The sequence below is a fragment of the Streptomyces sp. PKU-EA00015 genome, assembly GCF_013387495.1.
Lineage (GTDB): Bacteria > Actinomycetota > Actinomycetes > Streptomycetales > Streptomycetaceae > Streptomyces.
The window spans coordinates 107,331-127,752 of sequence record NZ_JABZEE010000032.1; the positions used below are offsets into that span (position 1 = coordinate 107,331).

Annotated in this window: 16 protein-coding genes; 3 read left to right on the plus strand and 13 right to left on the minus strand. The window is 73.3% G+C overall.

Annotated features, from left to right (window positions below):
* Positions 1-153: 153 nt before the first annotated feature.
* The 4 genes from ald to HW130_RS20670 all read right to left on the minus strand — a co-directional run bounded on the left by ald (position 154) and on the right by HW130_RS20670 (position 6,028).
* Positions 154-1,269 carry an alanine dehydrogenase gene (gene ald, locus HW130_RS20655; protein WP_177151155.1) on the minus strand — a complete coding sequence of 372 codons (1,116 nt, stop codon included), beginning with the start codon at positions 1,267-1,269 and terminating at the stop codon, positions 154-156.
* Positions 1,270-1,412: 143 nt separating this feature from the next.
* Positions 1,413-3,452 (minus strand): tetratricopeptide repeat protein, encoded by a 2,040-nt coding sequence (locus tag HW130_RS20660; RefSeq protein ID WP_177151131.1) that lies wholly within the window; start codon positions 3,450-3,452, stop codon positions 1,413-1,415.
* Between the two features lie 199 nt (positions 3,453-3,651).
* On the minus strand, positions 3,652-4,278 hold the full coding sequence (locus HW130_RS20665) for an NUDIX hydrolase (protein ID WP_177151132.1): 627 nt from the start codon (positions 4,276-4,278) through the stop codon (positions 3,652-3,654).
* Positions 4,279-4,363: 85 nt separating this feature from the next.
* A complete protein-coding gene (locus tag HW130_RS20670) occupies positions 4,364-6,028 on the minus strand; it encodes a CTP synthase (protein WP_177151133.1) in 1,665 nt (554 codons plus the stop codon).
* Between the two features lie 478 nt (positions 6,029-6,506).
* Between HW130_RS20670 and HW130_RS20675 the strand changes: the two genes are divergently transcribed.
* On the plus strand, positions 6,507-8,309 hold the full coding sequence (locus tag HW130_RS20675; RefSeq protein WP_177151156.1) for a glycoside hydrolase family 15 protein: 1,803 nt from the start codon (positions 6,507-6,509) through the stop codon (positions 8,307-8,309).
* Positions 8,310-8,353: 44 nt separating this feature from the next.
* Positions 8,354-9,973, plus strand: a complete 1,620-nt coding sequence (locus HW130_RS20680) for a PucR family transcriptional regulator ligand-binding domain-containing protein (protein ID WP_177151134.1) — start codon at positions 8,354-8,356, stop codon at positions 9,971-9,973.
* Positions 9,974-10,741: 768 nt separating this feature from the next.
* Here HW130_RS20680 and HW130_RS20685 read toward each other — a convergent pair.
* The 6 genes from HW130_RS20685 to HW130_RS20710 form a co-directional block, all read right to left on the minus strand.
* Positions 10,742-11,818 (minus strand): glycosyltransferase family 4 protein, encoded by a 1,077-nt coding sequence (locus HW130_RS20685; RefSeq protein ID WP_177151135.1) that lies wholly within the window; start codon positions 11,816-11,818, stop codon positions 10,742-10,744.
* Between the two features lie 88 nt (positions 11,819-11,906).
* Positions 11,907-12,689, minus strand: a complete 783-nt coding sequence (locus HW130_RS20690) for a hypothetical protein (RefSeq protein WP_177151136.1) — start codon at positions 12,687-12,689, stop codon at positions 11,907-11,909.
* A gap of 87 nt (positions 12,690-12,776) precedes the next feature.
* On the minus strand, positions 12,777-14,495 hold the full coding sequence (gene recN, locus HW130_RS20695; RefSeq protein ID WP_177151157.1) for a DNA repair protein RecN: 1,719 nt from the start codon (positions 14,493-14,495) through the stop codon (positions 12,777-12,779).
* Between the two features lie 96 nt (positions 14,496-14,591).
* Positions 14,592-15,524: an NAD kinase gene (locus HW130_RS20700; RefSeq protein WP_177151137.1), complete on the minus strand. Its 933-nt coding sequence runs from the start codon at positions 15,522-15,524 to the stop codon at positions 14,592-14,594.
* The gene (locus tag HW130_RS20705) at positions 15,521-16,336 is read right to left on the minus strand and encodes a TlyA family RNA methyltransferase (RefSeq protein ID WP_177151138.1); all 816 of its coding nucleotides are present in this window, start codon (positions 16,334-16,336) and stop codon (positions 15,521-15,523) included. Before HW130_RS20705 ends, HW130_RS20700 begins: the two co-directional genes overlap by 4 nt.
* 7 nt (positions 16,337-16,343) lie before the next feature.
* Positions 16,344-16,610, minus strand: coding sequence for a hypothetical protein (locus HW130_RS20710; RefSeq protein ID WP_177151139.1), 267 nt, complete (start codon positions 16,608-16,610; stop codon positions 16,344-16,346).
* Between the two features lie 42 nt (positions 16,611-16,652).
* On the opposite strand from HW130_RS20710, the gene HW130_RS20715 reads away from it, so the two are divergent.
* Positions 16,653-17,000: an SCP2 sterol-binding domain-containing protein gene (locus HW130_RS20715; RefSeq protein ID WP_177151140.1), complete on the plus strand. Its 348-nt coding sequence runs from the start codon at positions 16,653-16,655 to the stop codon at positions 16,998-17,000.
* A 387-nt stretch (positions 17,001-17,387) separates the two neighbouring features.
* Here HW130_RS20715 and HW130_RS20720 read toward each other — a convergent pair whose 3' ends face one another.
* The 3 genes from HW130_RS20720 to HW130_RS20730 all read right to left on the minus strand — a co-directional run bounded on the left by HW130_RS20720 (position 17,388) and on the right by HW130_RS20730 (position 20,349).
* Complete coding sequence (locus tag HW130_RS20720; protein WP_177151141.1) at positions 17,388-18,188, minus strand: ABC transporter ATP-binding protein; 801 nt, start codon at positions 18,186-18,188, stop codon at positions 17,388-17,390.
* A gap of 71 nt (positions 18,189-18,259) precedes the next feature.
* Positions 18,260-19,300: an iron chelate uptake ABC transporter family permease subunit gene (locus tag HW130_RS20725; RefSeq protein WP_177151142.1), complete on the minus strand. Its 1,041-nt coding sequence runs from the start codon at positions 19,298-19,300 to the stop codon at positions 18,260-18,262.
* Positions 19,297-20,349: an iron ABC transporter permease gene (locus HW130_RS20730; protein ID WP_177151143.1), complete on the minus strand. Its 1,053-nt coding sequence runs from the start codon at positions 20,347-20,349 to the stop codon at positions 19,297-19,299. Before HW130_RS20730 ends, HW130_RS20725 begins: the two co-directional genes overlap by 4 nt.
* Between the last annotated feature and the right edge of the window lie 73 nt (positions 20,350-20,422).

Genomic DNA, 20,422 nt, shown 5'->3' on the forward strand with positions numbered 1-20,422 from the left:
CGAGCACAGGTTTCGTCGGCGGGCGAAACGGTTAAAGGGTTACGTTCGAGGCGAGTTGAGCGAGCGCGGCGAACCGGGTCGGAACACGCGTCCGGCCGGACCTTGCGGCAAGGTCCGGCCGGATGCGTGACGTTGACGACGTCGGTTGACTCGTCAGCCGAGCAGCGCGCTCAGCTCGATGCTCTCGAGGCCGTGCGCCTCGGCGACCTCCTTGTAAACCACCTTGCCGTCATGGGTGTTGAGGCCCTTGGCGAGCGCGGCGTCGCGGCGGAGCGCCTCGACCCAGCCGTTGTTGGCCAGCGACACGATGTACGGGAGCGTGGCGTTGGTCAGCGCGTAGGTGGAGGTGTTGGGCACCGCGCCGGGCATGTTGGCGACGCAGTAGAAGACCGAGTTGTGGACCTGGAAGGTCGGCTCGGCGTGGGTGGTCGGACGGGAGTCCTCGAAGCAGCCGCCCTGGTCGATCGCAATGTCGACAAGGACACTTCCGGGCTTCATCTTGGCGACGAGCTCGTTGGTGACCAGCTTCGGGGCCTTCGCGCCGGGGATGAGGACGGCGCCGATGACGAGGTCGGCCTCGATGACCGCCTTCTCCAGCTCGTAGGTGTTGGAGACGATCGTCTGCACCTTGGTGCCGAAGATCCTGTCGGCCTCGCGCAGCTTGTTGATGTCCTTGTCGAGCAGGGTGACGTGGAAGCCCATGCCGACGGCGATCTGCGTGGCGTTCCAGCCGGAGACGCCGCCGCCGATGACGACGGCCCTGCCGGCGTGGGTACCGGGGACGCCGCCGGGGAGCACGCCGCGGCCGCCGGCCGAGCGCATCAGGTGGTAGGCGCCGACCTGCGGGGCCAGACGGCCCGCGACCTCGGACATCGGGGCGAGCAGCGGCAGTGCGCGGTTCGCGGTCTCCACCGTCTCGTAGGCGATGGCGGTGGTGCCGGACTCCAGGAGGGCGTCCGTGCACGCGCGGGACGCGGCGAGGTGCAGGTAGGTGAAGAGGGTCTGGTCCTTGCGGAGGCGGTGGTACTCCTCGGCGATGGGCTCCTTGACCTTCAGCAGCAGGTCGGCGGTGGCCCAGACCTCGTCGGCGGTGGGGAGGATCTGCGCACCGGCGGCGACGTACTCGTCGTCCGTGATCGAGGAGCCGACACCGGCGTTCTGCTCGACGAACACCTGGTGGCCGTAGCGCACGAGCTCGTGCACGCCGGCGGGGGTGATGGCCACCCGGAACTCGTTGTTCTTGACCTCGCGGGGGATACCGACCTTCACGTCGATCACGGTCCTTGACTCAGGGGATGTTTCGGTCAATGCCATTGATACCCAGGCACACAGCGCGCACCGGGACACACCACGAGACCACGTGGTGCAGCCAGTCTAATGAAGGATTTCTCGCTGTCTAGCCTTACAAAGCATCAATCTTCCTCGGGACCACTACGGATTTCGTAGGTGGAAGCCTCGGTTCCAAGCAGTCTTTCCGCAGTGAGCCGGTGCAGCCGCGCCGCGGCCGGATCACCGAGACGGTCGAGTGTGTCGGCCAGTCTGAGCTGCAGCGCGGCCTGCAGGCGTACGTCCCCGGCGCGCCGCGCCCATTCCACGGCCTCGCGGCAGGTGTGCAGCGACTCCTCGGGCCGTCCCGCGTACTCCTGGATCCGGGCCGCCTCGCTCAGCGCCCGTGCCTGGGCCGGGACGTCGCCGAGCCTGCGATATCCGGCCGCCGCCGCCCGCCAGCTGCGCAGCGCCTCTCCGTAGCGGCCCGCGTAGGTGTGGGCCGTGCCGAGGCGTCCGTACAGCCGTGCCGCGTCGGCCTGCTCGCCGCGCGCCTGGCGTTGCGCGAGTGCGCGCCCGTACCAGTCGGCCGCCCGCTGCCAGTCCCCCAGCTCCTGGTAGGCACCGCCGACGGATTCCATCGCGCGGCCGGTCGCATAGGGGTCGTTCGCGGCCCGGCCCGCGTCCAGCGCGGCCCGGTAGCGGGCGAGTGCGTCCTCGGTGCGGCCGGTCCTGGCGTCCAGGTCGGCGAGGTTCAGCAGCGCCGCGGCCTGCTCCCGGCGCAGGCCGCGGCGCTCGGCGACGTCGAGCACCAGCCGGTGCAGTCCGTACAGGTCGGACGCGGCGGCCTCCGTGCCCTGGTGCGCGGCAAGGGCTCTGACCAGGGCCGCGACCAGCCTGCGGGCCAGCGTGTCCAGCTCGCCGTCGTCGACGGCGAGCCGCGCGCAGGCCAGCAGCGCGGACCGGTGCGCCCGCAGCCACGCGTCGGCCTCGCCGACGGAGGTGAAACGCAGCGCGCGGGGAAGGCCCGCCAGCTTCTTGCGGGCCGGTGACCCCTCGGGCTCGGTGATCGCGCGGCAGGCCTGGAGACGGCGCACGGTCCGCTCCAGCATGCGGGCCCTGGCGAGCTGCACCTCGGCGGGCCGGTCGCTCACCTCGTACAGCGTGCGCAGCAGGGGGGTGAGACAGCCGGGCACCTCGAAGCCGTCCCCGGCGGTGCGCAGCAGACCGAGTGTGGCGAGACCGTCGAGGGTGGTCCGGGCGGCGGCCACCGAGCAGCCGGCCAGGGCGGAGGCGGTGTGGGCGTCGGCGAAACCGGCGGGGGCCAGGGCGAGCAGTCGCAGTATCCGCGCGGCGGGCTGCGGCAGGGACTCGTAGACCAGGCGGAACGCGCGGGCCAGCGGCCGTCCGCCGCGTGGCTGCTCGCCGTCGTCCGGCAGGGCCCGCAGCCGCTTGGCGGCGTCGGCGACCGACGCCCGGGGCCGGGCGGCCAGCCAGCCGCCGACCAGGACCAGTGCGGCGGGCAGCCCGCCGCACTCCTCGGCGACCGCCTCGGCGGCCTGCGGGTCCACCGTGATGCGGACCTCGCCGGTGAAGGCGGTGAGCAGCTCGATGGCGGCCTTGGCGTCCATGCCGCCGACGGTGCAGGGGCGTACGCCGGGGATGCCGGTGAGCGGGCCGTCGGAGACGGCGACGACCAGACAGTCGGGGTTGTGGGGCAGCAGCAGGTCGACGTGCTCGGCGTCGTGGGCCTCGTCGACGAGGAGCAGCGCACGGCGTACGGAGAGGGCGTCGCGGACCATCTCGGTCAGTTCGTCGTCACCGGCGCCGGGCGGTGAGGCGATGCCGAGGTCACCGAGCAGGTGCCGGGCGGCTTCCTCGAGGGGTACGGGCCGGCCGCCGGGCTCGGCCAGCCGGACCCGCAGAACGCCGTCCGGGTACCGGTCCGCGAGCTGCCGGGCGAGCTCCTCGGCGAGCGCGGTGCGCCCGGAACCGGGCCGCCCGGCGATGAGGAGGACGCGGGCACGGGCGGCCTTGCGGCCCGCGAGGGTGTCGAGTCCGGCGTGTTCGATGTCGGCGTGCAGTGACTTCAGTTCCCGCTGGCGGCCGAAGAACCGGTCACCGCGGCCGGAGCGAACGGCATCCGCCCGGTCGGGGCCGCCCAAGTCCAGCGCCTGATCCGTCACGGGTCACGCTCCAGTCCGTCCGCGCACGAGCCGAGCCCGCCGGGTTCCGCACGGGCGGTTCGAGCGTAGTTCACGCTCTGCGACGAACCGTGCGGAGCGGCCGGGGACGACGCCGCGATCGCTCGATCGGATCAACGGATCTTCATATGGGACGGGTTGAGTACCCGTCAGCCCCGGCCCGGCCGGTACGGAGGCCGCGTCACGCCTCGAACGGGCGGGCCGGCCACGGGGCCTGCGCCTCGCGCAGCGCGTCGAAGCCCTCGCCCGCGCTCGCCGCCACCGCCGACAGGACACCGACGACCAGGCACGTGTTGTGCAGGTCCCCGGCGAGCACCCCGCGGACCAGCTCCTCCAGCGGCACCCGTGCCAGCTCCATGTCCGCCTCCTCCTCGGCGACCTCGAAGCGTTCGCCGTCCGCCGCCGACAGGTCGCGCGCCAGGAAGATCCGCACGGCCTCGTCGCAGCCGCCCGGGGTGGTGTAGACGTCGGTCAGCACCCGCCAGTCCTCGGCCTTGACGTGCGCCTCCTCGTACAGCTCCCGCTGGGCCGCGTGCAGCGGGTTCTCGCCGGGCACGTCCAGCAGGCCGGCCGGGATCTCCCACAGCTTGTGGCGGACGGGGTGCCGGTACTGGCGCAGCACCAGCACCCGCCCCTCGTCGTCGAGGGCGAGGACGGCGACCGATCCCGGGTGGACCTGGTAGTCCCGCTTGACGACCGATCCGTCGGGCATGACCACGTCGTCGGTGCGGACGCTCGTCTTGTTGCCCCGGAACGGCGTCTCGGTCGCGGTGACCCGCCACACCTCGGGCGTGTCCTTGATGGTCATCAAAAGCGTCCTTCCACCACGCACAAACGGAAACCGGGGCACGGACCGGCAAGGTCCGTACCCCGGTCAACCGTATCGCCTGCGGTTACTCGCCCGACGTGCGCGCAGCCTGCTGCCGCTCCACGGCCGCCTTCACCAGACCGGCGAACAGCGGGTGCGGACGCGTGGGGCGCGAGCGCAGCTCGGGGTGGGCCTGAGTGGCGACCAGGTAGGGGTGCACCTCGCGCGGGTACTCGACGTACTCGACGAGCTTGTTGTCGGGGGACGTGCCCGAGAAGAGGATGCCCGCCTTCTTCTCCAGCTCCGCGCGGTAGGCGTTGTTCACCTCGTAGCGGTGGCGGTGGCGCTCCTCGACGTACGGCTGGTCCGCGTAGACCTCGCGCACGATCGAGCCCTCGGCGAGCTTGGCCGGGTACAGGCCGAGCCGCATGGTGCCGCCCAGGTCGCCCGCGCCCTCCACGTACGCCAGCTGCTCCTCCATGGTGGAGATCACCGGGTGCGCGGTGGCCGCGTCGAACTCGGTGGAGTTCGCGTCGGGGATCTCGGCGAGGTTGCGCGCGGCCTCGATCACGATGCACTGCAGGCCCAGGCACAGGCCGAGCAGCGGGACCTTGTTCTCGCGGGCCCAGCGGATGGCGCCGACCTTGCCGTCGACACCGCGCTCGCCGAATCCGCCGGGGATCACGATCGCGTCGACGTCGCCGAGCTGCTTCTGCGCGCCCGCCTGCGTCTTGCAGTCGTCGGAGGTGACCCACTTGACCTTGACGCGGGCCTTGTTCGCGAAGCCGCCGGCGCGCATCGCCTCGGTGACCGACAGATAGGCGTCGGGCAGGTCGATGTACTTGCCCACCAGCGCGACGCTGACCTCGTGGTCGGGGTTGTGGACACGGTCCAGCAGGTCGTCCCACGTGGTCCAGTCGACGTCGCGGAACGGCAGGTCCAGCTTGCGCACGACGTACGCGTCCAGGCCCTCGGTGTGCAGCACCTTCGGGATGTCGTAGATCGACTTGGCGTCGATGGCGGCGACGACCGCGGCCTCGTCGACGTCGCACATGAGCGAGATCTTGCGCTTGATCGCGGTCGGCACGTCACGGTCCGCGCGCAGCACGATCGCGTCCGGCTGGATACCGATGTTGCGCAGCGCGGCGACCGAGTGCTGCGTCGGCTTGGTCTTCAGCTCGCCGGACGGGCCGATGTAGGGCAGCAGTGAGATGTGCACCACGAAGACGTTGTCCCGGCCGACCTCGTGACGGACCTGGCGGACGGTCTCCAGGAACGGCAGCGACTCGATGTCGCCGACGGTGCCGCCGACCTCGGTGATCACCACGTCGACGTCGTCGGTGGCCATGCGGCGGATGCGCGACTTGATCTCGTTGGTGATGTGCGGGATGACCTGCACGGTGTCGCCGAGGTACTCGCCGCGCCGCTCCTTGGCGATGACCTGCGAGTAGACCTGGCCGGTGGTGACGTTGGCCGAGCCGTCGAGATCGACGTCGAGGAAGCGCTCGTAGTGGCCGATGTCCAGGTCGGTCTCGGCGCCGTCGTTGGTGACGAACACCTCACCGTGCTGGAACGGGTTCATGGTGCCCGGGTCGACGTTCAGGTACGGGTCGAGCTTCTGCATGGTGACCCGCAGGCCCCGTGCCTTGAGCAGCGCGCCCAGGCTGGAGGCCGTGAGGCCCTTGCCGAGGGAGGAGGCGACACCCCCGGTGACGAAGATGTGCTTGGTCGTCATGGATTTGGGCGGCATCGCCAAGAGGGGGCTCCCGTGGTCGCGAGGTGAGGTGCGTGCCGGCGTCCGACCCGGATTCGGGGGTGCCGTCGCTGCGGTTTCGTGGCCTTCTCGTATCGGGACGGCCACCGGTCCACGGGGTACCAGGGTATCAGCGCCGGGCCACGGCCGCTTCCGGCCACACCCGCCGACGCGCCCGGGACGCGTAGGGACCGTTCACCGCGGCCCGCCTGCCGCTCGCCCGTTCGCCGCAGTCATGTTGTCCGGACACCTGCGCGCATCACTCGCGTGCGTCGTATCCTGCTCGGACACTCGCTGCCGAGCCGGGCCGGTCGACCGGCACCACGGAGCCCCGTCACCCGGAAAATCCGGCACCCCCACACCATGCGGGTGGCGACGTGCCACTGTGGTGTTTGGGTCGCCGCGGCTCGTCAACGACCCTTGACTGCAGTAAGCGCCCCGCGGGGCGGACGTGGCCGTTCGACTGGAGATGCACGTGGCCGGGCGCATCGAGGATTACGCACTCATCGGAGACATGCAGACCGCAGCTCTGGTCTGCCGGGACGGCACGGTGGACTGGCTGTGCCTGCCCCGCTTCGACTCGCATGCCATCTTCGCCGGGATCCTCGGCACCGAGGAGCACGGATTCTGGCGGCTCGGGCCGGCGTACAGCGTGAACGACGCGCCGCCGGCCGCCGACCGCCGCCGCTACCGCGGCGACTCGCTGATCCTCGAGTCGGAGTACGACACGCCCCGCGGCACGGTCCGCGTGACCGATTTCATGCCGCCTCGTGACGGTGCGCCCCAGCTGATCCGGATCGTGGAGGGCGTCAGCGGCCGGGTGCCCATGCGCTCCGAGCTGCGCATGCGGTTCAGCTACGGGCGCGTGGTGCCATGGGTGCACAAGATCGACAACCGTACGGTCGCCGTCGCCGGGCCCGACTCCGTCTGGCTGGACACCGACGCGGAGACGTACGGCAAGGACCTGACCACCTACTCGGACTTCACGGTCTCCCCCGGCGAGCGGATCACCTTCACGATCAGCTGGCAGCCCTCGCACAGGGAGCAGCCGGGGCTGCCGGACCCCGAGGGCTCTTTGGACGCCACCGTCGACTTCTGGCGCGAATGGGTCGATCACTGCACATACCACGGCCCCTACCGCGAGGCCGTCGTCCGCTCCCTGATCACGCTGAAGGCCCTGACGTACGCGCCGACCGGCGGTATCGTCGCGGCGCCGACGACGTCGCTCCCCGAGGACATCGGCGGCGTACGGAACTGGGACTACCGCTACACCTGGCTGCGTGACGCGGCGATCACCCTGTCGTCGCTGCTGCGCACCGGATACCGCGAGGAGGCCCGCGCCTGGCGCGAGTGGCTGCTGCGCGCGGTCGCCGGCGACCCCGAGAACCTGCAGATCATGTACGGGATCGCGGGCGAACGGGAGCTGGGCGAGGCCGAGTTGGACTGGCTGCCGGGCTACGAGAACTCCAGCCCGGTCCGCGTCGGCAACGGCGCCGCGCACCAGCTCCAGCTCGACGTCTACGGCGAGGTCACCGAGGCCCTGCACCTCGCGCACATGACCGGCCTGGCGCGCAACGACTACGCCTCCCTGCTCCAGCTCAAGCTGATCCAGTACCTGGAGAAGCACTGGGACCAGCCCGACGAGGGCATCTGGGAGGTCCGCGGCCCGCGACGGCACTTCGTGCACTCCAAGGTGATGGCATGGGTCGCCGTCGACCGCACCATCAAGCTCATCGAGTCCGGCGACGCCGACGGACCGCTGGACCGCTGGCGCGAGCTGCGCGACGAGATCCACCGGGACGTCTGCGAGAAGGGCTACGACAAGGAGCGCAACACCTTCACGCAGTCGTACGGCTCGCAGGAGCTCGACGCCTCCCTGCTGCTGATCCCGCAGATGGGCTTCCTGCCGCCCGACGACAAACGGGTCATCGGCACGATCGAGGCGATCCAGCGGGAGCTGTCGACGTCCGACGGCTTCATCCTGCGCTACCCGACCGAGGGCGCGGACGAGGGCGTGGACGGCCTGCCCGGCGACGAGGGCGCGTTCCTCGCGTGCTCGTTCTGGATGGCCGACGACCTGGCGATGATCGGCCGGGTCGACGAGGCCCGCAAGCTGTTCGAGAAGCTGCTGGCCCTGCGCAACGACCTCGGGCTGCTCGCCGAGGAGTGGGACCCGCGGCTCCAGCGGCAGGTGGGCAACTTCCCCCAGGCGTTCAGTCACGTGCCTCTGATCGACACCGCCCTGCGGCTGACGGCCTCGGGCGCGTACGGAGGCTGATCCGTGTTGGCCCTGGTCGTGCCGCCCCTGTAGCGTCCGCAGCCATGGACACGCAGGGCGGCATCACCGTGCAGCGGGCGCTGGAGCTGCCCGGTCTCCGCAGCGGGCTGCCGGAGGTCCTGGCCGGGGCCGACCGGCTCGACCGCACGGTCCGCTGGGTGCACGCCGGTGAGGTGCCCAACATCGCCTCGCTCCTCAAGGGCGGCGAGCTGCTGCTGACGACCGGCCTGGGGCTCGGCACCAGACCGGCCGAGCAGCGCGCCTTCGTGAACAGGCTCGCGGAACGCGGGATCGCGGCGCTCGTCGTCGAGCTGGGGTCGCGGTTCACGCGCCTGCCCGCCACGATCGTCGAGACGGCCCGCGCGGCGGGGCTGCCGCTGGTGCAGCTGCACCGCGAGGTGCCGTTCGTGACGGTGACGGAGGAGATCCACACCGAGATCGTCAACGGCCACTACGCGCTGCTGCGGCAGGCCGAAGAGGTGAACCGGCGGTGCACCGAGGCGCTGCTGGCCGGCGGCGGAGTCCCCCAGGTGCTCGGCATCCTCGCCTCGTTCACCGGCGACCCGGTCTTCCTTGAGACACCCGACGGGCAGCTGCTGTACGCGGCGTACACCCCCGGCGACGAGGCGGCCGTCGCCGATCCGCTCCAGGTGTGGGAAGGGCTCCGCGGCGGGCGCCAGGACGGGCCGCCGACGAACGCCGTCCTGGTGGACGTGCCGGGCGGCGGCCGGGGCACGGCCGCGGTGCGCGCCCGGCTGGTGCTGCTGGCGGTGTCGTCCCCGCTGCTGCCCGTGCACCGCATCGCCGCGGAGCGCGCGGCGGCATCGCTCGCGGTCGTCCTCATGCAGGCCCGCCAGGAGGAGGAGCTCGCGGCCCGTGGCCGCGGCGACTTCCTGACCGACCTCGCCGAGGGCCGCATCGCCCCCGAGGACGCCCCGGCACAGGCCCGCGTGCTCGGCTTCAAGCCGGGCTCGGGGCCGCTGCTGCCGGTGGTGATGCGGCTCGCCGCCGAGCTGACGCCGACGGGCAACTGGGCCGTGCTCGCCCGGGCCGTCTCCGATGCGCTCGCCTCCCTCGGAGTGCCGGTCCTGCTCGGCGTACGCCCCGTGGAGGGCCGCGTCCCGCTCCTCGTCGGCCTCCGGACGGATTCCGACCGGACGGCGGTCGCGGGCCGGGTCGCCGACGCCCTGCGCACGGGCGTCGAACGAGCGGGGCTCGGGATCGCGGCGCATCCGCCGGTGGTCGTGGTGGGCGTGGCGGGCGGCTGGGCCACGGCGGGCGCGGGGCTGCGGCACGCGGCGGAGACCGCGACGGCGGCCCGAGGTCTGAGCGACCGCCCCTGGTACGACGCCCGTCGTCTGGACATCGACCTGCTGCTGTGGCGACTGCGCGAGCACCCGGACCTGGCGGCGTTCGTGGACCGCGCGATCGGCCCGCTGCGGGCGCACGACGCGACGTCGCGCCCGCCGCTGCTGCCGACGCTGGAGACGTATCTGGCCCACGCGGGCCGCAAGGCGGAGACGGCGCGCGAACTGCATCTCAACCGGCAGACGCTGTACAACAGGCTGGCGCGGATCGGGGAGCTGCTGGGCACGGACCTGGACGACCCGGAGACGGTGCTCTCCCTGAGCCTGGCCCTCCGCGCCCGCCGCCACGCCCCCTGACCGGGGGGCCGCCGCCCCGTGCCCCCTTGGCGGGCTCCGCCCCGCACCCCGCGTGCGACGCGCCTGTCGGGGCTCCGCCCCAAGCCCCGCGCCTCGAACGCCGACGGGGCTGAATGCAGCCCGTCCGGCGATCGAGGACACCGCGCGGAGCGCGGAACGTGCTGCGGGGCGCAGCCCCGACGCCCGCGCCGCCAGAGCGCAAGGCAACGAGGCTGGGGCGGAGCCCCATTGTTGTCGCGGGACCGGCGCAGCCAGCCCGTCCGGCGATTGAGGTCACCGCGCGGAGCGCGGTACCGGGTGCGGGGCGCAGCCCCGACGCCCGCGCCGCCAGAGCGCAAGGCAACGAGGCTGGGGCGGAGCCCCATTGTTGTCGCGGGACCGGCGCAGCCAGCCCGTCCGGCGATTGAGGTCACCGCGCGGAGCGCGGTACCGGGTGCGGGGCGCAGCCCCGACGCCCGCGCCGCCAGAGCGCAAGGCAACGAGGCTGGGGCGGAGCCCCATTGTTGTCGCGGGACCGGCGCAGCCAGCCCGTCCGGCGATTGAGGTCACCGCGCGGAGCGCGGTACCGGGTGCGGGGCGCAGCCCCGACGCCCGCGCCCGCCGGGGGGCGCAGGGCATGGGGTCCGGGGCGGAGCCCCGGTTACGGGAAGGGGCGGGGTGGGGGAAGCGCCCCGCGCAGCGGCGCCCCCATCCGGCGCCCGCCTCGGGACACCGCGCGGAGCGCGACACGGGCCTGGGGCGAAGCCCCGGGAAAACGCCCACGCGACCTCACCCCCCGCCCGCCACCTCGTCGTACACGCTCAGCATCTGCGCGACCGTGTCGTCCTCCGACGGCCACGCCCCCGCCTGCACCCGCCCCGCCCGCGCCAGCTCCTCCCGGCGGGCCGGATCCGCCAGCAGTCCCGACACCGCCGACGCCAGCGCGTCCGCGTCCCCGTACGGGACCAGCACCGCCGCCTCACCGACCAGTTCGGGCACGCCACCGACCGCCGTCGCGACCAGGGGGACGCCCAGCCGCAGCGCCTCCTGCGCCAGCACCGAGCGCGCCTCCCAGCGGCTGGGCAGAACCGCGACGTCCGCGGCCGCGAGGATCTCGGCCGCGTCGTCGCACCGGCCGAGCAGCCGCACCGGCAGGTCCTCGTCCTCGATGCGCCGCTGGAGCGCGACCCGCTGCGGCCCCTCCCCCGCGATCAGGAGCAGCGGCGCCGGGTCCAGGGCGCGCCACCGGCGGGTGGCGTCCAGCAGAAACCCGTAGCCGCGGTGTTCGTCGAGGCTTCCGACGGCTACCAGCAACGGCCGCTCCACGACGCCCAGTTCCGCGCGCTTCTTGTCCGCGCGGCCCAGCGGCACGCAGCCACGGGGCGTCGCGAGCGGCGCGAGCCGGGCGTCGCGGGCACCGCGCTCGCGCGCCCGGTCGACGAGCTCGGAGCAGGTGGCGAACACGACGGCCGCCGCCCGTACGGCCCTTCGCTCGACGAGCCGCAGGACCTGGCGCCGCGCGCCCTCACCGTGCCCGCGGGCGTGCCAGGTGACGACGAGCGGCACGCGCTGCCCGCTCAGCGCGAGCGCGGAGCGCACGGCGGCGTGCAGCCCGTGCGCATGCACCACGTCCGCGTCGGCGCACGCCGCGCGCAGCGCACCGACGGACAGCGGATCGCTCCGGCGTGGCACGGGCACGAAGTGCGCGCCGGCACCCAAGTAGTCGTATTCGTCGTCGAGTTCGGCGGGGGCGCACACCGTCACCCGCACGCCCCGCGCCACCAGCCCCGCGGCCAGCGACCTGACGTGCGCGCTGCTGCCCGCACTGCCGCCGCCCAGCACCTGGACCGTACGCAGCTCAGTCACGCGCCAAGGATGCCAGCCCGTACGGACGTTCCGGCACCGTCCTGATGTCGTCCCTGTGTCGGAACGGAGTCCTCGGTGGCGGGATCACTCACATAGGTGAGTCGGCCGCGATCCTGCTGACGTCGGCTCCTCTTACCGCCGCCGCGACGAGGGCCGCCGCGTGCAGGACTAGTCCTGCACGTCCGTTGCCCGCGACGACGGCCGTACCGAGCGCCGCGCCCAGCGCGTGGGCGCCGGTGTCGCCGAGCATGGTGCGCTCGCCGAGGTCGTCGGTGACGACGGCGGCCGCGGCGCCGACCGGCGCGGCGGCGAGCGCGCCGGCGGCTCCCCGGCGCAGCAGGCCGGGCGCGCCGAGCCCCATGACGGCGAGGGCGGCACGCCCCGGTGCCACGTCGACGAGGTTGACGAAGTGCGCGGAGCCGGCGATCACCACCCCGGCGAGGAGCTTGTCGAGCGGGCGCTCCTTGAGCATCGCCCCGGCGACGAGCCCGGCGGCGCCGATTCCGAACAGTTTGACCGCCCCGCTGGTCACTTCGCCCCGGCGCAGGGCGCCCAGGTGGGCCCGGAAGCCGCGCCGCGGGTCGCCGGCGCCGGCGATGTCGTCGTAGGCCCCGCACAGCCCGGCCGCGCCGACGGCGATCGCCGCGGCGCCTTGCGTGCGGGCGGGCAGGACACCGGCCACGGACCCGAGGGCGACGGCCGGTCCGGCGAACAGGTCGACGGTGCGTCCGGCGTAGTTCGTGCGCTCCCAGCGTGCGGAGCCGGGGGGCACGCGCCGCCGCAGCGCCGCGGTGACCGACCGCGTGGCGCCGAAGGCGGTGAGGAGGGCGGTGGTCCGGGCGGGGCTCCTGGTGTGCCGGCCTGCTCGCATGGGCCCCACCCTATGATCACGCGCGTTCGCCGCCGCGCCGCCCCGGTGCACAGGGCACCGGGACACGCGGTCATGACCACGTCCGGGTCAGCCGTCGGCGCGGGCCGCCGCCAGCAGTTCCTCCGCGTGCGCCCTGGCCGTCTGCGAGTCCTCCTGGCCTGCGAGCATCCGGGACAGCTCGCGCACCCGGTCCTCGCCCTCCAGGACGGTGACTCCCGAGCGGGTCACGGAGCCGTCGTTGGTCTTCTCGACCAGCAGCTGCCGGTCCGCGAACGCGGCCACCTGCGGCAGGTGCGTGACCACGACCACCTGGGCCGATCTGGCCAGCTTCGCGAGGCGCCGCCCGATCTCGACCGCCGCCTTGCCGCCCACACCCGCGTCGACCTCGTCGAAGAGGTACGTCGGCACCGGGTCGGTGCCCGCGAAGACGACCTCGACGGCGAGCATCACACGCGAGAGCTCACCGCCGGACGCGCCCTTGGCGATGGGCCGCGGCGGCGCCCCCGGGTGCGGCGCGAGCAGCAGCTCGACCTCGTCCACGCCGTACGGCCCGTACGCGACCGTCCGGCCGCCGACCTCGACACCGTCCGGATCGTCCGTCTGCCGGACGGCGAACGAGACCCGGGCGTGCGGCATGGCGAGCGAGGCGAGCTCCTCGGTGACGGCCTGCGCGAACCGGGCCGCGGCCTCCGTACGGGCGTCCGTCAAGGTCTGTGCCAGCTCGGAGAGTTCACGGCGCAGCGCGTCCCGCTCCGCGACCAGCTCGCCGATCCTGTCGTCGTCGCCGTCGAGTTCGGTGAGGCGGGCCGCGCCCTGCTCGGCCCAGGCCAGCACGGCCGCGATGTCCTCGCCGTACTTGCGTGTCAGCTGGGTCAGGGCCGCCCGCCGCTCCTCGACCGCCGCCAGCCGCAGCGGGTCGGCGTCGAGATTGTCCGCGTACCCGGCGAGCTCGCCGGCCACGTCGCCGAGCAGGATGGAGATCTCGCCCATCCGGTCCGCGAGCGCGGCCAGGGCGGGATCGTGGGCCCGTACGGCGTCCAGCGCCCGTCCCGCACCCGCGACCAGGGTGGTCGCGTCCACGGCCTCGGGGTCCTCGGGGTTGCCCGCGAGGGCGGCGTGCGCGACGGAGGCGGCGGAGGCGAGGGCCTCGGCGTGCCCGAGCCGCTCGGCCTCGGCCGCCAGCTCGACGTCCTCGCCGGGCCGCGGCTCCACGGCCGCGATCTCGTCGAGGCCGAAGCGCAGCAGATCCGCTTCCTGGGCGCGTTCGCGGGCACGTGTGGTCAGCTCGTCCAGCTCGCCGGCGACGGCGCGCAGCCGGCGGTAGGCGGCCGCGTACTTGGCGTGCGGGCCGGTGACGGCGTCGCCCGCGTACCGGTCGAGCGCCTCGCGCTGGCGCGCGGGGCGCAGCAGTCCCTGCTGGTCGGTCTGACCGTGGACGGCGACGAGTTCGTCGGCGAGCTCGGAGAGCATGCCGACGGGCACCGAACGCCCGCCCAGGTGGGCGCGCGAGCGCCCCTCCGCCGAAACGGTCCGGCTGATCAGCAGCGTGCCCTCGTCGAGCTCTGCCCCGGCCTCCTCGGCGCGCAGCGCGGCGGGGGCGTCGGCGGACACCCTGATCCGCCCCTCCACCACCGCCGACTTGGCGCCGATCCGCACCAGGGCGGGGTCGGCACGTCCGCCGAGCAGCAGCCCGAGGCTCGTGACGACCATCGTCTTGCCCGCGCCCGTCTCACCGGTCACCGCGGTGAACCCGGGCGACAGCTCGACGACCGCGTCGTCGATGACTCCGAGCGACCGTATCCGCATCTCCTCCAACACGGACACGACCTTACGAGGTCCGGTGGCCGCCGCGCGACGGACCCCGGCCACGCATTCACTCTCGCGGGCAGCGCCGGAGCGCGCTCAGTGCGGTGCGCCTCGCCAACCGGACACCGGCAGCGCGAACTTGGCCACCAGCCGGTCCGTGAACGACGCGTGGTGCAGCCGGGCAAGCCGCACCGGAACGGCCCCTCGCCTGACCACGACACGAGCGCCCGCGGGCAGCTCCACGGTCCGGCGGCCGTCGCACCAGAGCACCCCGTGCGGGGTGTGCGGCTGGACCTCGACGGCGAGCGTCGAGTCCGGCGAGGTCACCAGCGGCTTCGCGAACAGGGCGTGCGCACTGATCGGCACCATCAGCAGCGCCTCCACCTCGGGCCAGACCACCGGTCCGCCGGCCGAGAAGGCGTACGCGGTCGAGCCCGTCGGGGTCGCGCAGACGATGCCGTCGCAGCCGAAGCCGGTCACCGGACGTCCGTCGATCTCCAGGACGACCTCGAGCATGCGCTCGGGCGAGACCTTCTGGACGGCGGCCTCGTTCAGCGCCCAGTCCCGGTGCACGATGTCGCCGTTGCTGTGCACGACGACGTCGAGGGTCATGCGCTCCTCGACCTCGTAGGCGCGGGTGACGACGCGGTCGACCACCTTGTCGAGGTCGTCGCGCTCGGCCTCGGCGAGGAAGCCCACGCGGCCCAGGTTGACGCCGAGCATGGGCACGCCGGAGGCGCGGGCGAACTCGGCGCCGCGCAGCAGTGTCCCGTCGCCGCCGAGCACGATGAGCAGCTCACAGCCGTCGAGCACTTCGGGCGTCGCGTCGGGCACGGTCTCGACGGACGCGGGCAGCGGCAGGTCCGCCGCCTCGGCCTCCAGCACCCGGACGTCGATACCGTTGCGCAGCAGGCCCTGGACGACGAGTTCGGCGCTGCGGATCGCCGCGGGCCGGCCGGTGTGGGCGAGCAGGAAAACGGTGCGTACGCGGGTTCTGGCTGATGTCGTGGTCGCTGCTGTCGTGGTCAACGAGGTCCCTCCGCCACTGCACGGTCGACGTCCGCCGGATCGAGCTCGGGCGCTCCGGCCCGGAGCCACAGAAAGTATTCGACGTTCCCGGACGGGCCGGGCAGCGGGCTGGCGGTGACCCCCCGTACGCCGAGGCCGAGTTCCCCCGCCCGCTCGGCCACAGAACGTACGGCCTCGGCGCGCAGTTCCGGGCTGCGCACGACGCCGCCGCTGCCGAGGCGTTCCCTGCCCACCTCGAACTGGGGCTTGACCATGAGGACCAGATCCGCGTCGGGCGCGCTGCAGCGGACCATGGCCGGCAGCACGAGCCCGAGCGGGATGAAGGACAGATCGCCCACCACCAGGTCCACCGGCACTCCGTCGATCGTCTCCAACGTCATTTCACGGACGTTGGTACGGTCCTTGACGGTCACGCGTTCATCACTCTGCAGGGACCAGGCGAGCTGTCCGTAGCCGACGTCCACGGCGACCACGTGCGCGGCGCCGGCGCGCAGCAGCACGTCGGTGAAGCCGCCGGTCGACGCGCCCGCGTCCAGCGCCCGCCGCCCCTCGACCTTCAGGCCGAGCGGTACGAAGGCGGCCAGCGCTCCCGCCAGCTTGTGGCCACCACGGGACACGTAGTCCGGGTCGTCGTCGGCGGCGGCGACGACGATCGGCGCGCTCGTCTCGACCTGGGTGGCCGACTTGGTCGCGGTGTTCCCGCCGACGCTGACCCGCCCGGCGGCGATCAGCTGGGCGGCGTGCTCGCGCGAGCGCGCGAGCTTGCGGCGTACCAGCTCGGCGTCGAGACGGCGGCGGGCGACTCCTGCCACGGTGGGTTCAGCTCCTGTGGTTGTGCGACGGGTCGTGGGGGCGCGTGTCGAGCGCGGTCAGCGCGTCCCGCAGACCCCGGTGTACATCCTCGTACACCTCCAGGTGTCCGTCGGCAGCGAGGTGGTCGGCGTCGGCCAGCCTCTCCAGCAGGGCGTCCACCTCGGCGTTGCCGGTGGGCACGCGCGGCACGCCGAGCGGCGCGGGCGCGGCGGGGTCGGGCGCCGGCTCCGGCTCGGGTACGGGACCCTCCCGGGCGGGCATGGAGTCGCTCATGCCCAGACGCTACCGCGAAGCCCTGCGGTACCGTCGATCACGATGGCCACGACGCAGGAGTGCCTCGGCGCGCTCAAGAAACTTTCGGACAACCTGGCGACGGCGGACGGCGACGTGCGCAGCGCGGCGGCGCTGGACCGCTCCCTCAGCTGCCATGTCACGGACCTGGACACGACGTTCACCGGCCGCCTCCGGGACGGCCGGATCGAGGTGACGGACACGCTGACGGGCCCGCCCGGGGAGAAGGCGCAGATCCGCCTGGCGATGGCGGGCGACGACCTGGTGGCGATGGTCGACGGCGACCTCAACTTCGCGAGGGCATGGGCGTCGGGCCGGGTCCGTCTGGAAGCGGGCTTCCGCGACATCCTCCGCCTGCGCGCCCTGCTGTAGCCGCACGCGTCCACGACCCGGGGCTCCGCCGGGCGACACGCTTCCGGGGCTCCGCCCCGGCCGCCGGGCCGCCGGGCAGGGGCCGCCAGGCCGTGGACGTGTGCGGACCACCACCGCCCGGAGTGCGAGGGGAGCCGGGGGCGCAGCCCCTGCTCCAGAACCAGAGGCTCCCGCGGCCGCCCGGGTTCAGGCCACTGCCCAAGCGCGGCACGGGTCCGGGGCGAAGCCCCACGGCCGCCAGGCCACAGCGGGTTCGGGCCACCCCCCGAAGGCGGTACGGGGTCCGGGGCGAAGCCCGGCTCCGTCATCGGTGACTCCCACGGCCGCCAGACCGTAGGGGGAGGGCCGGGTCGGGGGCGTCCCGCGCGGCGGCCCGCCCCGGACGCCTCACGCCACCGCCGCCGCGCGCCTGCGCGCCACCGGTACCACCAGCGGCGTCCCCGACTCCGGGTCCTCGATGACCTGGCTCCTGACCTGGAAGACCTCCTCCACCAGCTCCGCCGTGACCACCTCCGTCGGCGCCCCCTCCGCGACCACCTTCCCGTCCCGCAGCGCGATCAGGTGCGTGGCGTAGCGCGCCGCCTGGTTCAGGTCGTGGAGCACGGCGACCAGCGTGCGGCCCTGCGACTCGTGCAGTTCCGCGCACAGGTCCAGCACCTCCAGCTGGTGCTGGATGTCCAGGTACGTCGTCGGCTCGTCGAGCAGCAGCAGCGGCGTCTGCTGCGCCAGCGCCATCGCGATCCACACCCGCTGGCGCTGGCCGCCGGACAGCTCGTCGACGTACCGGTCGCCCAGCCCCCCGACCCCCGTCGCCGCCATCGACTCCTGGACGATCCGCTCGTCCTCCGCCGACCACTGCCGCAGCAGGCCCTGGTGCGGATAGCGCCCGCGGCCCACGAGGTCGGCCACCGTGATCCCGTCGGGCGCGATCGACGACTGCGGCAGCAGGCCGAGCGTCCTGGCGACCTTCTTGGCGGGCATGGAGTGGATGGCCTGCCCGTCCAGCAGCACCCGGCCCTGGGACGGCTTGAGCATCCGGGAGAGGGCACGCAGCAGCGTCGACTTGCCGCAGGCGTTCGGGCCGACGATCACCGTGAAGGAGCGGTCGGGAATCTCCACCGAGAGGTTCTCGGCGATGACCCGCTGGTCGTAGGCGAGGGTGACCGATTCCGCGGTGAGACGCTGCATGGTGGTCGTACTCCCGGCGTTCTGAGGGGACTTCTGAGAGGACATGGGGGTCGGCGCGGCGGCAGGAGGCCTCATATCCGGCCGGCCTTGCGTTCGGTGACGAGCAGCCAGAGCAGGTAGCAGCCGCCGAGTACACCCGTCACCACGCCCACGGGCAACTGGCGGTCGGTGAAGGTGTTCGTGGCCACCCAGTCCGCCACGAGCAGCAGCGCCGCGCCCGTCACGGCCGCCGCGGCGAGGTTCGGGCCGGGCGAGCGGGTCAGGCGGCGGGCCAGCTGGGGAGCGCTGAGCGCCACGAAGGAGATCGGCCCCGCCGCAGCGGTGGCCACGGCGATGAACAGCACGCCGGAGCCCATCAGCACGATCCGGGTGCGTTCGACGGGCACGCCCAGTCCGTACGCCGCGTCGTCGCCCATCTCGAGCATCCGCAGCGGCCTCCCGTACGCCAGGACCACGGGCAGCAGCACGGCGCACATGATCAGCAGCGGCCGGACCTGCGCCCAGTCGCGTCCGTCGAGCGAGCCCGTCATCCAGAGCGTGGCGCGGGTCGCGTCGACCAGGTCGGCCTTGGTGATCAGGTAATGGACGACCGCGGTGAGCATGGCCGCGACGCCGATGCCGACGAGCACCAGCCGGAAGCCCTGAACGCCGCGCCTCCACGCGAGGAGGTAGACGAGGACGCCGGTGAGGAGGCCTCCGGCGACCGCGCCGCCGGACACGGCGAGCGAGTCCCCGCCGAAGAGGACGATGACGGCGAGCGCGCCGACGGTCGCCCCCTGGCCAAAACCGATCACGTCGGGGCTGCCGAGCGGGTTGCGGGACAGCGACTGGAAGATCGCACCGCTGAGGGCGAGGGACGCCCCGACGAGGACGGCGACGAGCACCCGCGGCAGCCGTAGCTCCCGGACGATGAACTCCTGTGCGGCGGTGCCGTTCCCGAGCAGGGTGTCGACGACGTCGCGGAACGACATGGGGAAGTCCCCGCTGCCGATGAGGCCGACGGCCGAGGCCACCGCGGCCGCCCCGAGCACGAGAACGACGGCCGAGGCCCGCGGATCCACCCTGACGGAGAGCCCCGCGGGTGTGCGTATCGCTTTCACCGGCCTGTTCACAGCTGGGCCATCCTCTTGCGGCGTACGAGGTGGATGAAGACGGGCCCGCCGATCAGCGCGGTGACGATGCCGACCTGGAGCTCGGAGGGGCGCGCGGCGATCCGGCCGACGACGTCGGCGCCCAGCAGCAGGACGGGCGCGAGGACCGCGGCGTACGGCAGGATCCAGCGCATGTCGGTGCCGGTGACGGCCCGTACGACGTGCGGGATCATCAGCCCGACGAAGATGATCGGCCCGCACGCGGCCGTCGCGGCCCCGCACAGCAGGGTGACCGCGAGCATCGCGAGGACGCGGGTGCGGTTCGGACGGGCGCCCAGGGACCGGGCGGTGTCGTCGCCCATCTCCATGGCGTTCAGCGGGCGGGCGATCAGCAGCGACAGCACCGCGCCCACGGCGACGAAGGGCACGACCTTCGTGACCGTGCCCGTCTCGGCCGACGCCAGCGAGCCGACGGTCCAGAACCGCAGCCGGTCCAGCGCCGCCGAGTCGAGCAGCTGCACGGCGTTGATGTACCCGTACAGGGCGGCCGTCGCCGCGGTGCCGACGAGCGCGAGCCGTACGGGGGTGGCGCTGCGGCTGCCGCCGAGGACGTACACGGCGGCGGAGACGACCGCGGCCCCGGCGAAGGCGAACCAGACGTAGCCCGTGAGCGAAGTGACACCGAGGAAGCTGATGGCCGACACGACCGCGGCGGCGGCCCCCGCGTTGACGCCCAACAGGCCCGGTTCCGCGAGGGGGTTGCGGGTCAGGGCCTGCATGACCGCGCCGGACAGGCCGAGTGCGGCCCCGACGACCAGACCGAGCAGCGTGCGGGGTACGCGTACGTCCCGGATGATGACGTCGTTCCCGGTGCCGGTGTTGTGGGACAGGCCATCCCACACGTCGGCGACCGGGATCGCCTTGGCGCCCACGGCGATGCTCGCGACGCAGACCAGCAGCAGGATGACGACCGACACCAGCAGCCCGGCGGCGCGCAGGTCGTGGCGCTTGGGGCTCTCGGCTGCGGGTATCGGCTCCGCGCTCTGTTTCGGGGGACTCTCGACCAACACCAGGTTAGGTTAGCCTACCCTCGCTTCGCGAACTTCGGCCGGTTCGTGCGACGTCCGCGCCGAGCCCCCACGC